The following is a 20,206-nucleotide window of genomic DNA, read 5'->3' on the forward strand; positions in this document are numbered from 1 at the left end:
GCTGACTGCAGATCAGCTACACCCCAGTTCAAATCTGGGCCTTGGCTTGTGGTAATGGCGGCCATAGCGGTGGGGATACACCCGGACTCATTCCGAACCCGGCAGTTAAGTCCACCCGCGTCGAACATGGTACTGAGGTACGAGAGTCCTCGGGAACTGTTCAACGCTGCCAATACCACCCCCCTATTATGAAAACAACTCTTCTCAGAATGCTTTTCCAAAGACGCCTGCGTCTGTTTCTTCTTTAAATATACTCTCGCTGATTTCAGCATGCATTCCCTTTCCAGAGTACAATGCTCCCGAAAAGAAAAGAAAGAGGGGTCGGATAGTTTTTGGGTTTTGCGGGAAACCCTGACCAGAGAACGGGATCAATGAAGCGGAACTCCCGTAATGCTCCGGCATATACTACTCAGACTCGAGGGTATATAAACAAAAGGAGCGGGGCGCGAAAGTGAATGCCAGGGCACAGGCTGGTAGGTGGCATCGTCAGTATTCTATAAGATAAGGATCATTTTACTTCTGGAGACAGATCCTCCTTATGATACCCGATGTGCTTCAATTTCTCATAGACTTCATCTACCCGCTCATCATCATTGCAAACATCATTTTTGCATTGACTGTCATCTTTATCGAGAGGAAGAATCCGACGGCAACGATTGCATGGCTCATGGCCCTCATCTTCCTTCCAGTAATCGGTTTTATTCTCTATCTCTTTATCGGACAGACCTTTCACCGGGATCGGATGTTCCGGGTGAAGAAAGAGTATGATGAAAAGATGACAGATCTAATTGAATCGCAAAAGAAGGAGCTCTTTAACCAACAGATATCAAAATTACCTACTGTTTCTGATGCATATAAGCGGATGATGCTGATGCTGATGGATGGCAACAGGGCACTTGTAACGACAGATAATGAAGTCAGAGTTTTTACTGAGGGAAATTCCAAGTTTAACGCTCTGCTTGAGGCTATCCGGAACGCAGAGGATCACATCCATCTCGAATATTATATCTTAAAAGATGATGATATTGGACGAGAAGTCTTTGCAGCATTGACCGAGCGGGCGAAAGCGGGGCTCACGGTCAGATTCCTTGGTGACGGGCTTGGTGCGGCCGGTCCGAAGAGCTCTTTCTTCTCATCCTATCTTGAGGCGGGAGGAAAGCTCGCCTTCTTCTTCCCCTCCCTCCTGCATATACGGCATCCGAGGATTAATTACCGGAACCACCGCAAGATCGCAGTGATTGATGGAAAGCTCGGGTTCATCGGTGGTTTTAACATAGGTGATGATTACCTGGGCCGTGTCCCGGAGTGGGCGCCATGGCGCGATACCGCTGTGATGGTAGAGGGCCATGCGGTCTTTTCGATGCAGATTCGATTTATCCTGGACTGGAACTATGCATCAAAAGAAGGTACGATCGAATTCTCCTCCCGTTACTTCCCCGAGTTTAATGGTTCAGCGGAGGCATCACTTCCGATGCAGGTGGTATCGGGTGGGCCGGATACCTACTGGAATCCGATCAAAGAGTCATACCTCAAGCTGATTAGCCTTGCAACAGAGTCGGTTTATATCCAGACACCATACTTCATCCCTGATGAGAGTATTATGGATGCTCTTCGTATGGCTGCCCTCTCCGGAGTTGATGTCCGGATCATGATGCCCTCAAAACCCGACCACTTTTTTGTCTATTGGGCAGGATATTCGTATATTGAACAACTCCTTGATGCAGGTGTCAGGGCATATACCTATGACAACGGGTTTATCCATGCCAAGACGATTGTCGTTGACGAGACTGCCGCATCGGTTGGGAGTGCTAACTGGGATGTACGTAGCTTCCGGCTCAACTTTGAGACAAATGCCATCATGTACGATCATCAGATTGCAAAGGAACTCAAAGAGAAGTATCTTCTGGATCTCCATGTCTGTAGTGAGCTGACTCCCGATCGGTTTGCAGCCCTTTCTCTCAAGATCAAGATAAAAAAATCTGTATCACGCCTCTTCTCTCCGCTCCTCTGAATCCCCCTCCCCTTCCTTTTGTCTGGAATGGTCCGATGAAATTTTCGTGCGGTAGGATGATACCAGATTTGTCGTCCGGTGTTTCTGGTACCTGTAATGAACGCCTGCCTGTTCAAAGGTATATGGTACAAAACTCCATGCTATGACTCCTGCAGTTGCACATCGTGCGATATATCCGCCGGATGAACCGATAACGAGGTTTTCTCTCCTTATGATCCCATCCAGAAACTCTTCGACGGTCTCTGCTGCAACAGCAGAGACAACATTCCCGACATCGGAGAGGATATGGGCATCGGATCCACCGGTATAGGCGATATTATGTGTTTCCGCATACACAATCGCCTTTTTATTGAGACCATACATCATTCCCCCGCATATGACTTCAATCCCATCAATATGATCGAGAACGCCGGGGAGCATCTCTTTCTCGATACATTTGAGAATGCCCCGGTTAATGCCATAGTATCCATACGGGTGGGCGGCTATCCTGAGACAGTCATAGTCTTTGGCAAGCAGAAGGCACTCAAGAACCGGCAGATTCTCCGGCAGGCCGGGCCGCCTACGGTTTCTTTCACGGGTAAATTCATTGAAGAAATCCTCCATGTCGGCGGATGTATAAAAATAGAAGAGGAGGTGCGGCCCTTCCTTTGTCTCAAGTTCAATACCCGGGATAAGAAGATGTTTCGGCTTCTGTGCGAGCGCATCAAGAGATCCGCTGATCGTATTATGATCGGTGATTGCAACCCCAATCTTCTCCCGCTCTGCATACCGGATCAGATCGGGGATCTTTGTTTTGCCATCTGAATGGCTTGTATGCAGGTGCATATCAACCGGGTAGTACCCATCAGCCTGGAGTGCTGCAATATCTGGCGGGCAATAGCAGATACCTCCTTTATTGTCTTGCATAAACCTTTTCATCGGGATGTGCTCTCTGTTGTAGAAATAATCTCGTTATCCTGCATACTCCTCGAGGAATTTGGCAGCCATCTTATATGCCAGCGTCACCTGCTCCTTCTCCACCTTCGGCACTCCGCATGCAACCAGATGAATTGTTTTTGTGGCATGTGTAATCTTTGTTGCATCCGAATCACGGTATGGATAGATGGCAACGATAGCATCTGTATCTGTCAGGATAACCTGGTTCTTCTGTAAGATAACCGGTTTTTTCATTCCGATCCCAAGAAACTCCTCCCCTTCCCCGGCAAACCGCATGATCAGATCGCCGGTGAGGCAATCGGCATCGAATGCAGCGATTGGGATGCCTGTTCGAATCGATGCCAGATTATAGGCATCAACAGCTGAATTGATCTGAGGAAGGGGCTTTCTGGCAAGTACCCTCCGTACGAGGGCTTCAGATGCGGGACGGGTCTTAGTCGGATCAATGCCGACCCTCCAGAAGAAATCACGGTAGGCACGGAAGAGGGGCTCATTTTTTACACCATCGAGTGTATATCGTTCCTCTACCCAGCCAATGACTTCATCTGTCAGGGCTTTGAGCCGGGAGGTATCCGCTTTTGGAGTAAGCGGTCCGATATCGCCTTCTGCTACTGAGAGTCCGGGGAAGGCGGCCAGAATATCCGCATGCATCTTCATGACGGGTACTTTTCCGATTAGTATAATAAAGTGTTTCCTCAGGTATAATTCGATTTTAGCCTAGTTATCCTGCATATTTTCCACAACTGTGGTACTCCCTCTTTTGGATCACGGGGAAATTAATACTTTCATTGTATGGAAGAACGGACGCCCTTCTTTTGCCAGTGTTCGGAGGATATAGATCGGCCTGAGGTAAAACTCTCGGTACGCCCTTCTCTGGAGGTTCCGTATCTCATCAAGCGTCAGGCTCATAGTCTCCACAATCGGTGAGAAGAGATCGAATCTTGACCAGTCCTCCAAAAATTCCCCGGATTCCAGTACGTCTCTATAGTATTCCGTTCCGGGATAAGGTGTTGCTACTGAGAACAGGGCATAGCTTGCCCGTATGCTCTTTACAAATGAAACACTCTTTTTTGCGGTCTCTTTCGTTTCTCCAGGCAGCCCGATCGCAATTGATGCTATTGTTCTCATCCCGATATCATATGCTGTATCAAATACTGTCCTGATCTGTTCAATACGGGTTCCTTTTCGGACAATATCCAGAATATCCTGTTCTCCAGACTCCACCCCGATGAAGAGGGTCTCACATCCAGCCTTCTTCATCAGCCTGATCAGATCAGAATCAATACGGTCAACACGGGCCGTACAGCCCCACTCGATATCAAGACTCTCCTCAATGAGCAATTTGCAGAACTCTTGCACCCAACCGGGCATCAGAGTAAAGGTGTCGTCCATGAATGCGATCATCGAGATCCCAAGCGTCTCCTGAATATGACGGATTTCATCCACGACATTTCGGGGAGAGCGTTTGCGTATTTTTTTTCCATGAAGTGCGGATGATGCGCAGAACGAGCATTGCATTGGGCAACCCCTGCTGCAGATCATCGTTGCAATCGGCATATTGACATCGAAGATCCGGTAGTTCTCTTTGGGAAGGAGATGGCGGGCGGGATAGGGCAATGCATTCAGATCCTGGATACGGGGTCTGTCTCCATTTTCGATAATCTCCCCACCTGATCGGAAGACGAGTCCCTGTACCATACTCAGATCAGTTCCGTTTTTAAGAGCCTGATAGAGTTCGAGAAATGTATACTCCCCCTCTCCTTTAATGATCAGATCAATCGCACTATTCTCCCGGAGAATGTCATTGTACATAAAAGTGGCATGAGGTCCGCCAAGAACGATTGAACTTTTTGATACACGTCTGACCGCCTCAGCTGACAGGAGTGCCTCGTCAATGAGAGGCGTGGTTGCTGTAATCCCGATGAGAAACGGTTCTCTCTCTGCTATCTTCTCTTCAATATCCCGATAAACGCTATCGTCTGCTGCACAGTCCATCACCTCGACGGATATCCCGTTCTGCTCCAGGACTGCGGCAATATAGAGAATGCCAAGAGGTGGAATTCTGATATTCAAATACTTCTTGTACTTGGATTTCTGATCAGGGGGATTGATCAGGAGGACATCAACAGCCATTAGTGGGAGTATAGTTTCTATGTTTGTATTTAAATGCAGTGATTGCAACAGTATCTCCGAATAAACCCATTCCCGGCGCCTCATTGCCTGGGTGGGGAGTGCCCAAAAGGTCCCCCGGCGTGATTGGCATTCGAGACCCTCTCCTCCCCAGGCTCCGTTCCGGAAGAGACAGGCAGATTCACCTATACGCGTGAATAAACTATTGTCAGCTTTATGACGATATAGGAAGAGATGATGGGATCGATTGGAGAATCCCCCGGCTATATTCCTCCCGCCAGAACCGGGTATTCAATCTGGATCGCGAGTTTGCCTTTGTGAGGGGCAAGCGGGAGGCTTATGCCCATCCATCCTCTCTTTTATACATGCGAAGACTTATATTTGATAATGAATATATTCCCGTCGTTCATTCAAAGGAGATAGTATGCCCCCATATCCGCAACACACCATTGGGTCGATCACCATCATCGAGCTGCCAGCACGGGTCGACTCTGTAACGTCCCTGGATCTTGAAAAACAACTTCAAAGGCTGATTGGAGTGAATAAAGGGATTATCTGTGATTTTTCCCAGACAACATTCATATCCAGCCTCGGCCTCCGTGTTCTCCTTCAGGCATATAAGGATGTAAAGCGCCTTGGCAGTGAAATGGTACTCTGCTCGGTATCAGATTATGTGATGGAAGTCTTTGACATATCCGGGTTTTCAAGAATTTTTACCATGTACCCTTCACGCACAGAAGCGCTTCCTGCACTTGAAATATCCATCAAATCAGGTGGTATGAACAAGGTGCAGGGGGAATGACTGATGAAATGCACAGTTGCAGAACTGATATTTGATTATCTTGAGCAGCAGGGAATCGATCACATCTTTGGCGTTCCCGGCCTTGTCCTTGAGCCATTCCTTGCTGCATGCAGGAAGAAAGGTACAATCACTCCTATTCTGGCAAAACACGAAGAGGGAGCTGCCTTTATGGCAGATGGCTATGCCCGCGTCAAGGGTCTTCCCGGTGTCTGTTTTGCAACATCCGGTCCAGGTGTTACAAATCTTATCTCAGGTGTTGCAGGTGCAAGTCTTGATGGAATTCCGCTTCTTGTCTTCTCAGGCCAGATTCCGACATTCACGAACCGCAAGGGGACGCTTCAGGATTCAACGGGTGTCGGGATCGATTCTGTGAAGATATTCGAGACGATCTGTAAAAGCAGCATGGTGCTTTCTTCCCCTCATGCCGCAGAATATGATCTTCGATCTTCATACATTCATGCTATGACCGGGAGAAAAGGACCTGTTCACCTGAGTCTCCCGAAAGATATCCTTATGGAGACCATTGAGATCTCCATTATCGAGGAGCCTTTTACTCCTCCGGTTGCGGAATACTTTGATAGAAAACGGGTTATTGAAGCAACACGTGAGCTCTGCATTGCTGAGAAGCCTGCCATGCTTGTCGGAAGCGGTGCTGTTGCCTCGGGCGCATCTCAGGAGATCGTTGAGCTTGCTGAGATGTTCCGTATACCTGTTGCGACAACCCCAAAAGCAAAAGGTGCCTTTCCTGAAGATCATCCACTTGCACTGGGGGTTTTGGGGCTTGGCGGCTCGCCTCTTGCAGAATGTTACATAAAATCCTCTGAAATCGACGTTCTTCTGGTCGTCGGATCAAGCCTGAACCAGATTTCCACCTTCTCATGGGACCCGGCTATCCTCCCGTCTAAAACCCTTATCAATATCAATATCGATCCAACCATCATCAACATCAACTATACAGCGGATATACCGCTCATCGGTGATGCCCAAACTGTAATATCCGAGATCTCGTTCCGAGCGCTCAGATATCTTGATGAGCAGGAAGAAATGATCGAAAAACGCTATGCTGACTTTCAGCGGGAGAAGCAGCACCAGAATATGGTGGTTGATCCTGAGAAGATGATGAGCGATCAGGTGCCGATCAAACCCCAGCGACTTATTTTCGATCTCCAGAATGGGCTGCCGAAAGACGCCATTCTCTTTAGCGATGTCGGGAGCCATCTCCTCTGGGCACTCCACTACCTGAAGATGACCCGGCCGGGGCAGTTCATCGCACCGTTTGGCCTGTTAACCATGGGCTTTGGGACTGCCGCTCCAATCGGGGGGAAACTTGCTGCACCTGACCGGCCGGTTGTCGCCATCGTCGGTGATGGGTGCTTTGGCATGAACGGGATGGAGATTGCAACTGCAGTTAATTACAATCTCCCAATCGTCTGGATCGTTATGAACAACAGCATGCTCGGACTGATACATGCATTCCAGTCTCTTTCCCTCGGTGAAGATACGATCCTCACCCGTTTCAGGCGGATCGATTTCGCAAAACTTGCCGGGTCGCTTGGTGCTGTTGGAATCACCATCACCGAGCCTGGTGAACTTGCCCGACTTCTTCCGGAGGCGATTGCTTCGGGAAAACCGACTGTCTTTGATTGCCTCATCGATCCGGATGAGAAGCCTCCGATTACCTCTTTTGCTACCGGTGCACGGGATTATGCTGCCAGAACGCTGCATTAAGGGTCTTGTTCTCTTTTTTTAGTAGCAGCGATATCATTCACCATAAGGATTATTCCCCACTGCTATGACCTCAGATCCATAACCAATATCTCTCTCCGGATCAATTCAATCGTATGGAGGTATGGTCATCGCGCCTTGGCTTCATCCTTGCAGCAATAGGATCAGCTGTTGGCATCGGTAATATCTGGCGTTTCTCAACCGTTGTTGGTCAGAACGGTGGCGGTGCCTATCTTATACCATATCTCACCGCCGTCCTCCTCGTCGGCCTGCCACTGATGATCCTTGAGATGCAGGTCGGGCAGCATACAAGAAGTGCCGTCATCGCCGCCTTTGGGAAAGCCTCCCTCAGGTGGGCGGGCTGGATCGTCTTATTCGTGGTGATTGCGGTCATCTCGTATTATCTTGTCATCACGGGATGGACATTTGGGTACCTTGCTTTCTCCCTCACCGGAACCCTTGAGCCCTTCTCAGACTTTACTGGATCGTACTTTCCAATACTCTTCTTCATTCTTGCAGCTATTCTGTGTGGGGCGATCGTCTCATCCGGCATCACAAAGGGGATTGAGCGGACGACGACTATCCTCGTCCCACTGATCTTCATTCTTCTCATCATCATGCTCCTCTTCACAATCCGGCTCCCCGGTGCTCCATCCGGCCTTGCTTACCTCTTCACTCCTGACTTCTCCGTTTTAAACGACCCCCTCATCTGGGGGGCAGCCCTTGGCCAGGCATTCTTCTCACTTTCAGTCGGGTATGGAACACTCCTCACCTACGGGGCATACCTTGGATCGGCTGAGAAGATCCCGGCATCGGCGGCAATCGTCACCATCGCAGATATCTGTGTCTCCCTGTTAGCCGGGATCATCATCTTCTCGATCGTCTTCACCTATGGACTCGAACCAGCAGCCGGACCTGAGCTCGTCTTCACCACCCTCCCCTATGCCTTCGAACTGATGCCGTTTGGTGCCGTCTTTGCTGTATTCTTCTTTCTCCTTGTCTTTTTTGCTGCAACAAGCTCTGCGATATCATTCATTGAGGTTCCAACAGCCGCCCTGACAGGAGTCTTTGGGAGATCCAGACGATCAATGGCTGCTCTTGTCACTTTGATTCTGATTATCATAGGTCTGCCTGCTGCTGCAAGCTATAGTGCTTTATCCCTCTCATTCCAGGGTATTCCCATCCTTGATGCAATGGATGAGGTCTTCGGGACGATCGGCCTCTCAGCCTCTGCCTTTCTCCTATCAATCGCCTTCGCCTGGCTCTTTGACCAGAAGATCCTCTGGGGGGATCTATCAGAAAGCTCTCCTCTCATCTGGGCAGTACCCGTCCTCTGCAAGTACCTGATCCCGGTAGCCCTCCTGATCACCATCACCTACCGGATCGCCGCCCTATTCTGAAATGCAAAAAATGTTATGAGATGTTCCAGACTACCACTATTTCTCTCCACTCACGACAAGCCCATAGGGATGGGCAATAACCTGCAACCGGGAAAACCCGATCCCGTCAAGGAGTGTCTCCAGCTCTTCCTGTGTATACGATGCCCGGACAGATGTTTCAAAACCCTTCCGGATTTCTGGTTCGAGGCAGGAGTCCCGCATATACCCAAATATCTCCGGTGAGAGATCACGGCGGAGATCGCTGACAAATACCACTCCTCCCGGCCTGATTACCCGCAATATTTCGGAAAAGACCTGCCCTGCATTCTCCCATTCATGCATGGATCCATTGGAGAAGGCGCAGTCGAAGGTATTATCGGGAAATGGCATCGAAAGGGCATTCCCCTCTTTATAGGCCGCACGATCCGAATGCTGGTATTCACGGGCATTTCTCTCTGCAATTGCAATCATTGCAGGGCTGATCTCAAGCCCCGTCAGATGGGTTCCCTCTGTATGGGTGAGCCATTCAAGCCCGAGATACCCCGGTCCCGGCCCGATCTCAAGTGCATGGTCGCCTTCCCGTGTGCACCCTGCCAGCTCATGTACCGGCAGGTGCCCCTCATCACGGAGACCTCTTTGCATACGATCATATTCTTCTGTTGTTACCTCGTCCTGAATTCCGTCACAGGTTTCAGGAATCCTTGATTCAATCTTCGGTGTGGTGTTCATCTCATCTCCCTCCCATCCTGCCGATACATACCTTGCATCCACCGCCTCTTCAAGCCGTACCAGCCGCCCCTCTCTTCGGAATATCAGCGGAACCCGTTCAAATCCGCTTTCTCTCCTGAGCGACCGGACAGAGGAGGATAGCGAATCGCTGTCATATACTCCTGTAAAGCGAGCACAGAGATCCGCAAAAAGCAGTTGTTCGTCTAAACTCAGGTGTGCCATACGTACCTCAAGGAAACCAAACAGCTTCTCTTCGGTATCAAGAATCCATTCCTCACCTTTTTCGGTCGGCACAACTAAAATGCTCCTCCTGTTCTCTGTATCCTGAACCCGCCTGACAAATCCTTCCCGCTCGAGATAATTCACAAGATCCGTTGCGGAACTTGGGGAAATATCCAGCATCCCGGCAATGTCTCCCATACATATCTTTGAGAAATACGCAGAATACAGCACTTCAATCCCACCTGGGCTGAGCAGGTTCTTTCTTCCCCTGTCTTTCCCAAAGATCATGTTGATTGCGATTGATACAAATCCGAGGGAGAGCCTTATTCGTGCAGTTGGATCCATGATCCCTCTCATATTGGTCCTCCTGCTATCTGAATATTACGGTTATCCGTAATGTTTTGGATACTCTTTAAAACCACATACTCTTCGCCGCAGTTCACAAAAACCCTTAATATCGCACATATTCAATAATTACTGATGTATCATTTCAAAACAGGTATTCTCCTCGCTTTTCTGTTTGTGATCATCATCACCGCAGCAGGATGTTCTGCTCCCACCTCCCAACTTTCTGAGGATGGTGAACCGGATTATCCAATAGATTCAGTGGTTCTGACAACAGTTGACAGAACCGTTCTTCCCGTCCCTGTTCCATCAACATCGCCTGCCCTGAGTCCAGATCAGATCGAAAGCTTTTCAGAATATGGATACGGGGTCTGGGAGTTTGGCGAAGGGCTCGCGTATGAGAAGAGACTGGACCTCATGCCCGATGGATACACTCCTGCATCAGATACCAATACAGAGAAACTTCTGACCTTCTTTGCCATGACCGATATCCATCTCACCGACAAGGAGTCTCCTGCCCAGGCGATCTATTACGGCTATAAATGGGGTGTCATCTCAGGATACTCTCCCGCCATACTGTATAACATCCATCTATTTGATGCAGCAATCCAGACAGCAAATGCCCTTCATAAAGAGAGTCCATTTGACTTTGGTATATTTGTTGGTGATGCAATTAACAGCGGTCAGTACAATGAACTGCGATGGTATATCGATATACTTGACGGCAGGAGAATCACCCCCTCCTCCGGTGACAGGAACGATCCAATCCCCGGCCCTCTCAATGATTACCAGGACGAATTCAAAGCAGCAGGGCTTGATGAATCGATCAGCTGGTATCAGGTTCTCGGCAATCATGATCACTTCTGGATGGGTCTCTTCCCTCCGGATGAGTATGTGAAAAGTGCCATTACAGGCTCTGAAGTGCTCGAATTAGGTAATATTTTCACCGACCCTCTCCGCCTTAAAAGCCGTGGTTTCTATATGGGAGCAATCGATGGCCGGACACCATATGGTGATATTATTGGTGCAGGGCCTGTTGCCAGCTTCCCTGATGGTCCTCCGACAGTCCCTGCCGATAACGATCGCCGTTTCCTCTCAAAAACAGAGTGGATCAGTGAATTTTTCAACTCCTCTTCAAACCCACAAGGGCATGGATTCAGCCAGTCCGCCAGAACAACGGGATTTGCCTGTTATTCATTCGAACCCGGATCAGATATCCCCATAAAGGTCATTGTGCTTGATAATACCCAAAGGGACGATGACCCCAGTGAAAACAGCTCCGGATTTGGTTCTATCGATTCTGAGCGGTATGACTGGCTGGTACAGGAACTTGAAGATGGTCAGACAGAAGGAAAGCTCATGATCATCGCAGCCCACATCCCGATAGTCATCAAAGAGACTGAAGGTAGTCTCAGTTCGGTCATGAAATGGAGTCAGTACGCTGCGGTATCTGATGTTGATCTGATAGCCAAACTCCATACCTATCCAAATCTTTTAGTATGGATTGCGGGGCATCGTCATCAGAATGCGGTGATACCGATTAAATCTCCGGATTCTGACCGCCCGGAACTCGGTTTCTGGCAGGTTGAAAGTGCATCACTGCGGGAGTTCCCCCAGCAGTTCCGGATCTTCGAGTTTGTTTATAACAGCGACAATACACTCTCAATCTTCACGGCCAATGTTGATCCGGCGGTCAGAAACGGATCACCCGCTGCGAAGTCACGTTCGTATGCTATTGCAGCCCAACAGATATTCCAGGCTCCGGTAGAGATGACGCCAAGCGGTGCCTATAATGCAGAACTTCTTGTTCAACTGACCCCGGAGATGCAGGAGATCCTTCAGAAGACAGAAGAGTAGATGTGGATTCGGTTATTACATTGATACTCAGTAGCGGCCGTGTCAACTGGCCGGTACGAATAAGGCTCAACTACAAGCAACCTTCGTGCAGATTAAATTGCAATATCCGTGCTAACACCGCTATTGCAAGCCCCGCTCTTTAGGGCGGGGTAGTTGATCGATCTTCTGTCTTAGGGTGTAATCAACTCCTATAGCACCCTTAACCGATTACAGTGCTCTCAACAGGTTACAGAACCGGGAACATACCTGCGGACATCAATAAGCGTACCATTCTTTGCACTCCGCTCAGCCAACACCATGATCTCATGGGTGATCGCCTCATCCACATAATCTTCCTCGCAGTTCATGCAGACCTCTGCCAAAACCTCCTTCACCACCAGGGTGAAACCTTCCCGTTCGAAGGTGATCGTGGTCTTACCGGACCGTATCTCTCCACTCTTACAAATAACACACTTCATCATCTTCTCCTCATCTTGTTCTCTCTCCATTGATCTGGATCCGGTTCATATGCAGTGATGATAATGATCTCCCCCTCATCTTGTCTGCCAACCTCTCTTCTCCCAAGAGAATACCGGCATCACCTCCTCATATGCCCGTTCCAGCAGCACCCTGTAGTATGCAGGATCCGCAGTCGCCGCCTCCCATGGGGGATCGGCGACCAGCCGCTTCCCGTCACGGACAACATACCCGATCTCCATCCCGGCTTCAACAGCAACACCTGCCATCCCGTAGGCACGGATTGCTGAACCTTCGATGCACCGGTTTTTGTACTCAGTCCTGCTCACCCGCCGGGTGATGACGAGATCCGCAATTGCCGCAGATGAAAGGCCGGAGACCGCCTCATGGAACAATTCCTCCACGTCCCCGGCAAGATACGGAAGTTCGGCTGCACACTCCGCCCTTTCAAACACCGAGAAGATTTCCTCCTGAAATCTGCGTATATATGGCGGGGTATCGCCCCTGCGGGCGGCAACCCCCCGGATCTTCATAGTGCCGTCTTCAAGCCTCCCGAAATACCGGTTATAGGCTCCCGTTCCGTCAGACATCGGGAGGAATGCAATCCAGCGGTATGCTTCAGATTCGGTTGGAATATTTGTAGCAGCCTCCGTCTCCCGTACAAACCGTTCGATATCGCCCCCGGCAACCCAGAGCGAGTCGACAATCCCGTGAAGAACATGGCACCCGCACTCCTCAGCGCACTCTTTTGCGGCAATCAGAATCTCCCGGGCATGCCGGGTGATCGCCTCGTGTACCGCAATACATCCGAACTTCGCGTTCCGATATCCGGTATAGCCAAAACTGGTGACCAGCATCCATTTCAGGAGGCTGTCCATCCCGGCATATTGTTTATCCACCTTCTTCAGCGCTTTTGTCTTCAGCCTGAGCCCGACCACCGGCGCAAGTACCGATGCCAGAAATCCCTCATCTCCGCCACTGGCAACCGTCTCGGGGGAGAGATTTTTGCCGACGATGATCGAGGGGTACATGGAGGTAAAATCGACCTGCACAACATTGTCATAGACGCCCGGGATGGGCTGGAAGATCATACCTCCCTTATCTGCCTCACGGAGGGTGGCAATCGGGCGGGTAGCCTCTGCATGCCATTTCCGGAATGGCACTGCAATTCCCCGCCTGATCGCCTCATAGTTCTCGTAACCTGAGATGAGGGTTCCGGGCGTGAGCCTGGCGGTCAGGTTTGGGGCAAGCCCGGTCATCCGGGACGCAAGCAGCACTCCGGCGATCCCGCTCTCGCGGTATGTGAAACTCCGGGCAGCATCAATCAGGCACCTCCCCTCCGGGATAAGCGCTCCTTCCCGGTGGACCACCCGCCCGTAACTCCAGTATGATCGTGCCGAGAGGCGGCTGTATCTCCCGTTTCTGCTGATAAAAAGCAGTATTCCATGCTCTTCTGCGGAAGAGACGAGCGCCGGCATCCAGTAGTCGGCATGGGGAAAGAGGATCAGATCCGGGTTTCGGTCATCAAGGGCTGCCGCAAGCTCACCAAGCATATCGGGAAGAGATCCGGTGATTTTCTTCCCATCCACTGACATACTGTTCACTTTCCGGCTCCGGTACGGAGGATCAGCCACCCCGATCTCCATCATCGCCAGGCTCCTGTCAAAGGAGGGGGAGAACCTGTCCTCTCCCGGGAGTGCGCAGGCGGTGAGTCCGCGCTCTGCCAGGAACCGTTGTTCGGGACGGAGGTCGAGATTGTAGATTTTTGCGCTGTACCTGCTCTGCTCCTCGATCAGTCCTGCAACCTTCCGGGACGCGGCGATTGCATACCCCTCCTCTTCCGAGAAGATCGTCTTCACCCGGCAGGGGGAAAGCCCGAACCGCTCATCCAGCCCATCCAGCATATCACGGTGAAGGTGGGGATCATCCAGGGTGAAGAGGAAAGCAGGGGTATAGGCGACTCTTTTTGATTCCCCGTCTCTTCCCCAGAACCGGATCCCTCCTATATCTGCAGATGTGTCAAGGATCCACATCTCGTTCCTTCACAAGCTCAATAAAGACCGAAAAGACTGCAGCTTCAAGAGGATCATCGAAGGCATAGAACCCCTCTCCGGTATGGGCGCGGGCCATTTCGGCGAGGCGGATGGCATAGGGCTGTTCCTCCCTCCTCAGTGCCCGGCCTGCCCGTTCCCACCTCCGGGCAATCTCGTTTACTCCCTGCCTGACACTTCCGATACTCCGCCCCATCAGAATGCCCCCAGTGTCGCCTGCCCAAAACGGCTGGCACGGACATTCTGCTTCCGCACCGGTGCTTCTTCGGGTGCGAGGGTGATGATCCGGTCCGCATAGGCTGCCATCTCCCCGAAGAACCGATCCGGAACCGGCGTGTACAGGATCACAAGTGATCCTGAGGCGGCTTCAGAAATCACCTTCCCGATCGCAGCAGCCATACTGCTCCCCCCGGATTCAAACAGGGTTGGATCATGCTCGATGAAGATGATCGTATGGGTGGCCTCCCTCAGGATCGTAAGGAGCTGGTGGGCGGTGAATGCCCGCCTGACATCGAAGGTGGCGCTTCTGTCCCCTGCCCGTGTCAGCAGGCGGGAACCGTTCCCGGAGATATACAGAAACAGGTACCGCTTCAATTCGGGATGCTCTGCAAAGAGGCTGATCATCGCTTCCTCCGGGGCAACAACTGCTGCAAATGTCCCGGTTCTGAGGGTGATATATGGTGCAAGTCGGATCTCCATACCAACCTATCTGGCGGACTTGTGTATTGATACTCAGTGCACGGAGTGCGAAAGTGAAGGGGAATTATTTATCTCTTCCTCCCCAAGCTACCAATGATACCGATGAATATTACAGTGTCACGAAATGAGGGAGTTGTCGTCTTTACACCGGATGGCAGGCTTGACGGGCATGGAGCCGGGATCTTTGATGAGGCGATACAGTCGGCATTCCATGATGACGATTCGGCAGCGGTTGTTGACATGTCGTTGGTTGAGTACCTCTCAAGCGCCGGTATCCGTACCCTCCTTGCCCTTGCAAAGGAGGTGAAACGGCGGGGCGGCGTCATGGCACTTGCGGGGGTGCAGGAGTATCCGATGAAGGTGCTGAAGATGGCGGGCTTTCATTCGGTCTTTACGATTGTACCCACCGTTGGCGAAGGGCTCCTGGCCTGTGGGAAAGACGGCCTGGCCCTTTCGCTAATTGATGAACTCTCTGCTCCCTCAGAAAAACACGGCGATGTCTCATACCAGGTAGAGCGGGCAGGAACCGGCACTGCACGCCTGAAGGTGCGGGGGAGCTTATCCACCCTCCTTCATGCACGGATCACGCGGGAGGATCTGGTGGAATCCACTTTTACGTCAATTAAATACTCAATCGGGCTTGGTGCGCTCAGCCCCGATGCCGGCTCGGCCCTTCCGCTCCTTGGGGAGATGATCACCCTCCACGGCGCGATGGTCTGGCTCCCGACCGATGGAAACGACACCCCGGACTTCCTCGCACCGGCAGGAGAGGACGTTGGGATACCGGTCTATACCGCTTTCAATATCACATTAGAAGGACCCTTCCACGAATACATCTCCTTTGAATCCGAAGATCCTGATGGCATCTCTCTTGAAGATCTCTATCGGCAGCTCTTCTCGCGTGCAAAGGAGAAACAGAAGAAATGTAATGGCATCATCGCCCTTGCTATAGCCGGTGTTACTGCAGGGATGACCGGTTCAGGGCTCGCCCGCTCTCCCCTGAAAGAATACTCCGGTGGACTCAAAGGAACCATCATGGATGAGGATGCAATTGGTGAATGGTGCTCGGTAAACCCGATCCCCCATCATATCGGTGACACCCTCGTCTCGTTCGGTGTTGGAGTGGATATAACCGCCGAACTCTCTTCCTATGATCCGGTTGCCCTCCATTCGCTTGCCTATCTTCACCCGGCACACAAAGGTACCGCCGATCAACAGCTCCATAACCACGGTGTCATCTTCCGTGGCGTACCCTGGGATAAAAACGCACATCTTGAGAAGATGATCCAGACACTGCTCCAGGAGGCGGATGTTGCGGATATGCGCCATCTCTTAAACACCACGAGGTTCCGCCGCGGAAAGATTGGAGTGGCATACATTAGTGAGGTCACAGAAGAGTAACTTCTGTACCATCTACAACAACGGATATGATCATGCCTCTCTTCCCAAAGATCTCAAAGAAGGCTGGCATGCCTCCCGGCTCACTCATACATATCGGGGAGAAAACCGGTGATCCAATCACTATAACGGTGATGGATTACGATGCGGATGGCAACGTCACTGAACTCTGCACCCGCGATCCCGCAATCATCAGCAGGTACCAAAACAGCCCGTCGGTCACCTGGATCAATATCGATGGCATCTATGACACAAACGTCATCAGGATGATAGGTGAGATCTTCTCGATCCATCCACTGACGCTTGAGGATCTGATGAATACCACTCAAAGGCCAAAGTACGAAGAGTACCTCGACTACCTCTTCCTGGTTCAGAGGATGCTCACACGTTCAGATGGCGAGATCCGATCCGAACAGGTGAGCCTGATCATCACCCCGACCTGTGTCCTCTCATTCCAGGAGCGGATCGGTGATGTCTTCGATCCCATCCGCCTGCGGATCAGGAACAAAGGGAAGATGATAAAATATGGGCCGGACTTCCTCTGCTACTCCCTCATCGATACGATAGTCGATGCATACTTCGAGGTCCTTGAGTCTTTTGGAGAAGATATCGAGGTGCTTGAGGATACCCTTATCCAGAACCCTGATCCGGATACCATCGTCTCTATCCGCCGCCTCAAACGTGATCTGATCGCTCTTAGAAAAGCGGTATGGCCCCTTCGGGAAGCCTTATCCTCACTTGAAAGATCCGATACTCCGCTCATCTCTGATAGGACCGGGATCTACTTCCGCGATGTCTATGATCATACGATCCAGGTGATCGATGCTGTTGAGACCCAGCGTGATCTCACAGGGGGCATGCTCGATCTCTATCTATCCACCATCTCGTTCAGGATGAACGAAGTGATGAAGGTACTCACCATCATCGCAACGATCTTCATCCCGCTCACTTTCATTGCAGGAATTTACGGGATGAATTTTGTGTATATGCCCGAACTTGACTGGGAGATCGGGTACCCCGCAACACTTATCCTGATGTTTGGGATCTCCCTTCTGATGCTGGCCTACTTCAGGAAGAAACGCTGGATATAGGGGAATAAAACCCTCTTCTCTCTCTTCTCCAGTTTTACTTCCTGCTGGAAGAGCGCAGCTCCGTGTATCATCTTTGGATGGGGAACCGATCGCTTCTTCCTTGGTGATCCAAGCACCTCTTCAACCTCACCAATAAGATCAAGGATGTCAGGCCGGATGAGAATTGAACCACCTGCTTCAAAGAGGGGGGAGAGGCCCTGCGGAGGATGGGTGGGTGCAATGTAGAGGAACTGCACCTCACGCCCCCCGGCAAGATCAGAGAGGAGCCCCCTCTTCCTCTCCACCTCTTCTGTAAAAGCGAATGCAGGAGAGTGGGAGATCGTTGCTTCAGCAAAGAATATCACCCCGTTATTATCTTCAAAGAGGAGATCGACTTCAGCAGCAATCGCACCATCTGCGCAGATCCGGATCCCGCCGTCCCGTGAGTACCAGATTCCTTTTTTTGATCCGCCATATTCACAAACGTCAGCACCCCATGCAGCGATTCTGCTGATGCATGAGCGTTCATCACCTGCTTTTTTTAGAAGCTCGTAGGCAGCCGCCTCAAAGAACCTCCCCTGAGCCCGCCGTCGTGGTTCATGATCGGTTGAGATGAGCGCTTTTCTGGTTGAAGGATGCAGGTGCCGGAGTGCAAGGAGCGCTTCTTCCCTGCCAACCCCTGTCTCTCTCAGCAGGTAGATTGCATCCATAAAAAGGGTTCACCGATGGGTGAAATAGGCGGTGATCGATCCCTTTTCGAACGAATCGATCCGAACAAAACCGAACCGCTCGAACTGGACGGTTCTGCCTACGAATTCTCCTGCCTCCGCCTCAGCATACCCTTCGATAACTCCTTCCGGGGTGAGGATGCGGCATGGAACCGCCGCCTCCGGCGGGAGCCACTGGATAATCGGTGCTTTTGCTGCCCTCGCATCGGCAAGGGATTCCCCTGCAAATTCTGCTGTTCGCTCGCCTGTGATCCTGATATTAAAGAGGTCTTTTAACCGGATCATCCCGGCATCTTTCATTTCAGATGCAGGAATGAGCAGATCTCCCGTGAAGTGGAGCTTCCGCAATCCACGCTCTTCATCTCCCGGATAGCGGGGTGCCTCTGCGATCTGGTCGGGCGCCCCCTCCACCCGGAGAGATCTCGGCTCAGGAACGAAGAAGTAGCGGTTCGATTCCTTATCGATGATATCGCGGTTCTTCGCAAAGAGGTTGTCCCATGAGAACGAGATATCGGTCTCTCCAATGCCGATCTCAGTGATCGCAGCACGTACTGCCTCGGGACGGATTCCGCGCCGTGCGAGTGCACGGAGTGTTCCAAGCCTGATATCATCCCATCCCGAGTAGATCCCCTCGCTGATACCCTGGTGCATCGAAGAGGTCGAGAGTACAAGCCCCTCTATGGACATCCTACCGTAATGGAGATAGTGTGGTGGTTTCCACCCGAAGTAATCAAAGATATATCGCTGGCGACGGGTATTGGCAATATGGTCTTTTCCCCGGATCACATGTGTCATCCCGAGAAGATGATCGTCTATTGCTACTGAGAAGTTCATCAGGGGATAGACTGTTGCATCGACGCGGGGATGGAGGGTACTGTTTACGATCCGCATTGCAGAAAAGTCCCGGATCGCGGGATCAGGATGATCGATCTCGGTCTTGATCCGGATTGTTGCCTGCCCCTCAATGAATGTGCCATTAAACATCTGCTCATAGCGAAGGAGATTCTCCTCTGGTGTAAGGGTGCGGCATGGACATGCCTTTTTGGCAATCTTGAGCTCGCGGAACCGCTCAGCTTCGCAGGTGCAGACATAGGCCCCTCCGAGTTCTATTAGCTGCCGGGCATAGGTATAGTAGATATCGAGCCGGTCGCTCTGGTATACGATATCAGAGATCCCGATCCCCAGCCATTCGAGATCATCTCTCACCATCTCGTAAGCTTCGGGATCAACCCTCTTTGGATCAGTATCTTCGATCCGGTAGATATATTTCCCGCCATATCGCCGGATATAGGCATCATTGAGGATGGATGCACGGGCATGGCCAAGATGGAGCGGACCGGAAGGATTTGGTGCAAATCGCATCACTACTCCGCAATCGGCATCGGGAAGCGAGGGGAGTTCGGTTGAACGTTCCTTCTTCTGATGCATTGAAGCAGCAAGATCGGGCGCTATTGCAAGAAGCCGCGTCTCCCGTTCCTTTGGGGTGAGTGCTTCGACATCGGCAAGAACGGATTGGATTATTTCATTCAGTTCTTTTGCCCTGCTCCTGAGTTCAGGATGCGACCCGAGCACCGCTCCGATCACGGCACCTGCACGCGGGACATTTGCATGCTTCACCGCATTCTGGAGTGCATACTCCTCGAGGATCCGGCGGATATCCCCGTCCAT

General features: G+C 51.2%; 17 protein-coding genes and 1 rRNA gene. 8 read left to right on the forward strand and 10 right to left on the reverse strand.

The genetic code is table 11. The features are described 5' to 3' along the window. Positions 1-53: 53 nt before the first annotated feature. Positions 54-175 (forward strand): 5S ribosomal RNA (gene rrf, locus FTO68_RS05675). A 363-nt stretch (positions 176-538) separates the two neighbouring features. Beyond that, complete coding sequence (cls, locus tag FTO68_RS05680) at positions 539-2,011, forward strand: cardiolipin synthase (RefSeq protein ID WP_255332416.1); 1,473 nt, start codon at positions 539-541, stop codon at positions 2,009-2,011. Here the strand turns inward: cls and FTO68_RS05685 are convergent. The 3 genes from FTO68_RS05685 to FTO68_RS05695 form a co-directional block, all read right to left on the reverse strand. Continuing rightward, complete coding sequence (locus FTO68_RS05685) at positions 1,985-2,917, reverse strand: PHP domain-containing protein (RefSeq protein WP_255332417.1); 933 nt, start codon at positions 2,915-2,917, stop codon at positions 1,985-1,987. The genes cls and FTO68_RS05685 overlap by 27 nt on opposite strands. Positions 2,918-2,962: 45 nt before the next feature. Then, a complete protein-coding gene (locus FTO68_RS05690; protein ID WP_255332418.1) occupies positions 2,963-3,604 on the reverse strand; it encodes a B3/B4 domain-containing protein in 642 nt (213 codons plus the stop codon). 108 nt (positions 3,605-3,712) lie between these two features. Next, on the reverse strand, positions 3,713-5,080 hold the full coding sequence (locus FTO68_RS05695; RefSeq protein ID WP_255332419.1) for a B12-binding domain-containing radical SAM protein: 1,368 nt from the start codon (positions 5,078-5,080) through the stop codon (positions 3,713-3,715). 421 nt (positions 5,081-5,501) lie between these two features. On the opposite strand from FTO68_RS05695, the gene FTO68_RS05700 reads away from it, so the two are divergent. From FTO68_RS05700 to FTO68_RS05710, 3 genes are all read left to right on the forward strand, one after another. Continuing rightward, on the forward strand, positions 5,502-5,879 hold the full coding sequence (locus FTO68_RS05700; protein WP_255332420.1) for an STAS domain-containing protein: 378 nt from the start codon (positions 5,502-5,504) through the stop codon (positions 5,877-5,879). Positions 5,880-5,882: 3 nt separating this feature from the next. Next, positions 5,883-7,607 (forward strand): thiamine pyrophosphate-binding protein, encoded by a 1,725-nt coding sequence (locus FTO68_RS05705; RefSeq protein WP_255332421.1) that lies wholly within the window; start codon positions 5,883-5,885, stop codon positions 7,605-7,607. A gap of 113 nt (positions 7,608-7,720) precedes the next feature. After that, the gene (locus FTO68_RS05710) at positions 7,721-9,004 is read left to right on the forward strand and encodes a sodium-dependent transporter (protein WP_255332422.1); all 1,284 of its coding nucleotides are present in this window, start codon (positions 7,721-7,723) and stop codon (positions 9,002-9,004) included. A gap of 36 nt (positions 9,005-9,040) precedes the next feature. Here FTO68_RS05710 and FTO68_RS05715 read toward each other — a convergent pair whose 3' ends face one another. Beyond that, a complete protein-coding gene (locus tag FTO68_RS05715; protein WP_255332423.1) occupies positions 9,041-10,291 on the reverse strand; it encodes a methyltransferase domain-containing protein in 1,251 nt (416 codons plus the stop codon). A 123-nt stretch (positions 10,292-10,414) separates the two neighbouring features. Here FTO68_RS05715 and FTO68_RS05720 point away from each other — a divergent pair, with 123 nt between their 5' ends. Beyond that, entirely contained in the window at positions 10,415-12,136 is a 1,722-nt protein-coding gene (locus FTO68_RS05720) for a TIGR03768 family metallophosphoesterase (RefSeq protein ID WP_255332424.1), read from the forward strand. Between the two features lie 218 nt (positions 12,137-12,354). Here the strand turns inward: FTO68_RS05720 and FTO68_RS05725 are convergent, their stop codons facing one another. From FTO68_RS05725 to FTO68_RS05740, 4 genes are read right to left on the reverse strand one after another with little or no spacing between them, the layout of a single operon-like run. Further along, on the reverse strand, positions 12,355-12,624 hold the full coding sequence (locus tag FTO68_RS05725; RefSeq protein ID WP_255332425.1) for a type II toxin-antitoxin system MqsA family antitoxin: 270 nt from the start codon (positions 12,622-12,624) through the stop codon (positions 12,355-12,357). 45 nt (positions 12,625-12,669) lie between these two features. Next, positions 12,670-14,625, reverse strand: a complete 1,956-nt coding sequence (locus FTO68_RS05730) for a type B DNA-directed DNA polymerase (RefSeq protein ID WP_255332426.1) — start codon at positions 14,623-14,625, stop codon at positions 12,670-12,672. Beyond that, positions 14,612-14,839, reverse strand: coding sequence for a DUF8156 family protein (locus FTO68_RS05735; protein WP_255332427.1), 228 nt, complete (start codon positions 14,837-14,839; stop codon positions 14,612-14,614). The genes FTO68_RS05730 and FTO68_RS05735 overlap by 14 nt, the downstream gene beginning before the upstream one ends. Next, a complete protein-coding gene (locus FTO68_RS05740; RefSeq protein WP_255332428.1) occupies positions 14,839-15,342 on the reverse strand; it encodes a hypothetical protein in 504 nt (167 codons plus the stop codon). The genes FTO68_RS05735 and FTO68_RS05740 overlap by 1 nt, the downstream gene beginning before the upstream one ends. 93 nt (positions 15,343-15,435) lie before the next feature. Between FTO68_RS05740 and FTO68_RS05745 the strand changes: the two genes are divergently transcribed. Both FTO68_RS05745 and corA read left to right on the forward strand, forming a co-directional pair. After that, positions 15,436-16,743: an STAS domain-containing protein gene (locus FTO68_RS05745; RefSeq protein ID WP_255332429.1), complete on the forward strand. Its 1,308-nt coding sequence runs from the start codon at positions 15,436-15,438 to the stop codon at positions 16,741-16,743. Between the two features lie 32 nt (positions 16,744-16,775). After that, positions 16,776-17,831: a magnesium/cobalt transporter CorA gene (gene corA, locus FTO68_RS05750; RefSeq protein WP_255332430.1), complete on the forward strand. Its 1,056-nt coding sequence runs from the start codon at positions 16,776-16,778 to the stop codon at positions 17,829-17,831. Here corA and FTO68_RS05755 read toward each other — a convergent pair. After that, positions 17,804-18,520 carry a hypothetical protein gene (locus FTO68_RS05755; protein WP_255332431.1) on the reverse strand — a complete coding sequence of 239 codons (717 nt, stop codon included), beginning with the start codon at positions 18,518-18,520 and terminating at the stop codon, positions 17,804-17,806. The genes corA and FTO68_RS05755 overlap by 28 nt on opposite strands. Positions 18,521-18,529: 9 nt before the next feature. Then, on the reverse strand, positions 18,530-20,206 hold the full coding sequence (locus FTO68_RS05760) for a glutamate--tRNA ligase (protein ID WP_255332432.1): 1,677 nt from the start codon (positions 20,204-20,206) through the stop codon (positions 18,530-18,532).

Source organism: Methanocalculus taiwanensis (assembly GCF_024372745.1).
GTDB classification, from domain to species: Archaea; Halobacteriota; Methanomicrobia; order Methanomicrobiales; family Methanocorpusculaceae; genus Methanocalculus; species Methanocalculus taiwanensis.

Bases quoted from the DNA above. Each gene is read 5' to 3' on its own strand.
- FTO68_RS05720 (WP_255332424.1), top strand. From the start codon at position 10,415: ATGTATCATTTCAAAACAGGTATTCTCCTCGCTTTTCTGTTTGTGATC.
- FTO68_RS05685 (WP_255332417.1), bottom strand. From the start codon at position 2,917: ATGCAAGACAATAAAGGAGGTATCTGCTATTGCCCGCCAGATATTGCA.
- FTO68_RS05745 (WP_255332429.1), top strand. From the start codon at position 15,436: ATGATACCGATGAATATTACAGTGTCACGAAATGAGGGAGTTGTCGTC.
- FTO68_RS05705 (WP_255332421.1), top strand. From the start codon at position 5,883: ATGAAATGCACAGTTGCAGAACTGATATTTGATTATCTTGAGCAGCAG.
- FTO68_RS05690 (WP_255332418.1), bottom strand. From the start codon at position 3,604: ATGAAGATGCATGCGGATATTCTGGCCGCCTTCCCCGGACTCTCAGTA.
- FTO68_RS05695 (WP_255332419.1), bottom strand. From the start codon at position 5,080: ATGGCTGTTGATGTCCTCCTGATCAATCCCCCTGATCAGAAATCCAAG.
- FTO68_RS05740 (WP_255332428.1), bottom strand. From the start codon at position 15,342: ATGGAGATCCGACTTGCACCATATATCACCCTCAGAACCGGGACATTT.
- FTO68_RS05700 (WP_255332420.1), top strand. From the start codon at position 5,502: ATGCCCCCATATCCGCAACACACCATTGGGTCGATCACCATCATCGAG.
- FTO68_RS05730 (WP_255332426.1), bottom strand. From the start codon at position 14,625: ATGTGGATCCTTGACACATCTGCAGATATAGGAGGGATCCGGTTCTGG.
- corA (WP_255332430.1), top strand. From the start codon at position 16,776: ATGCCTCTCTTCCCAAAGATCTCAAAGAAGGCTGGCATGCCTCCCGGC.
- FTO68_RS05725 (WP_255332425.1), bottom strand. From the start codon at position 12,624: ATGGAGAGAGAACAAGATGAGGAGAAGATGATGAAGTGTGTTATTTGT.
- FTO68_RS05755 (WP_255332431.1), bottom strand. From the start codon at position 18,520: ATGGATGCAATCTACCTGCTGAGAGAGACAGGGGTTGGCAGGGAAGAA.
- FTO68_RS05735 (WP_255332427.1), bottom strand. From the start codon at position 14,839: ATGGGGCGGAGTATCGGAAGTGTCAGGCAGGGAGTAAACGAGATTGCC.
- FTO68_RS05715 (WP_255332423.1), bottom strand. From the start codon at position 10,291: ATGAGAGGGATCATGGATCCAACTGCACGAATAAGGCTCTCCCTCGGA.
- FTO68_RS05760 (WP_255332432.1), bottom strand. From the start codon at position 20,206: ATGGACGGGGATATCCGCCGGATCCTCGAGGAGTATGCACTCCAGAAT.
- FTO68_RS05710 (WP_255332422.1), top strand. From the start codon at position 7,721: ATGGAGGTATGGTCATCGCGCCTTGGCTTCATCCTTGCAGCAATAGGA.
- cls (WP_255332416.1), top strand. From the start codon at position 539: ATGATACCCGATGTGCTTCAATTTCTCATAGACTTCATCTACCCGCTC.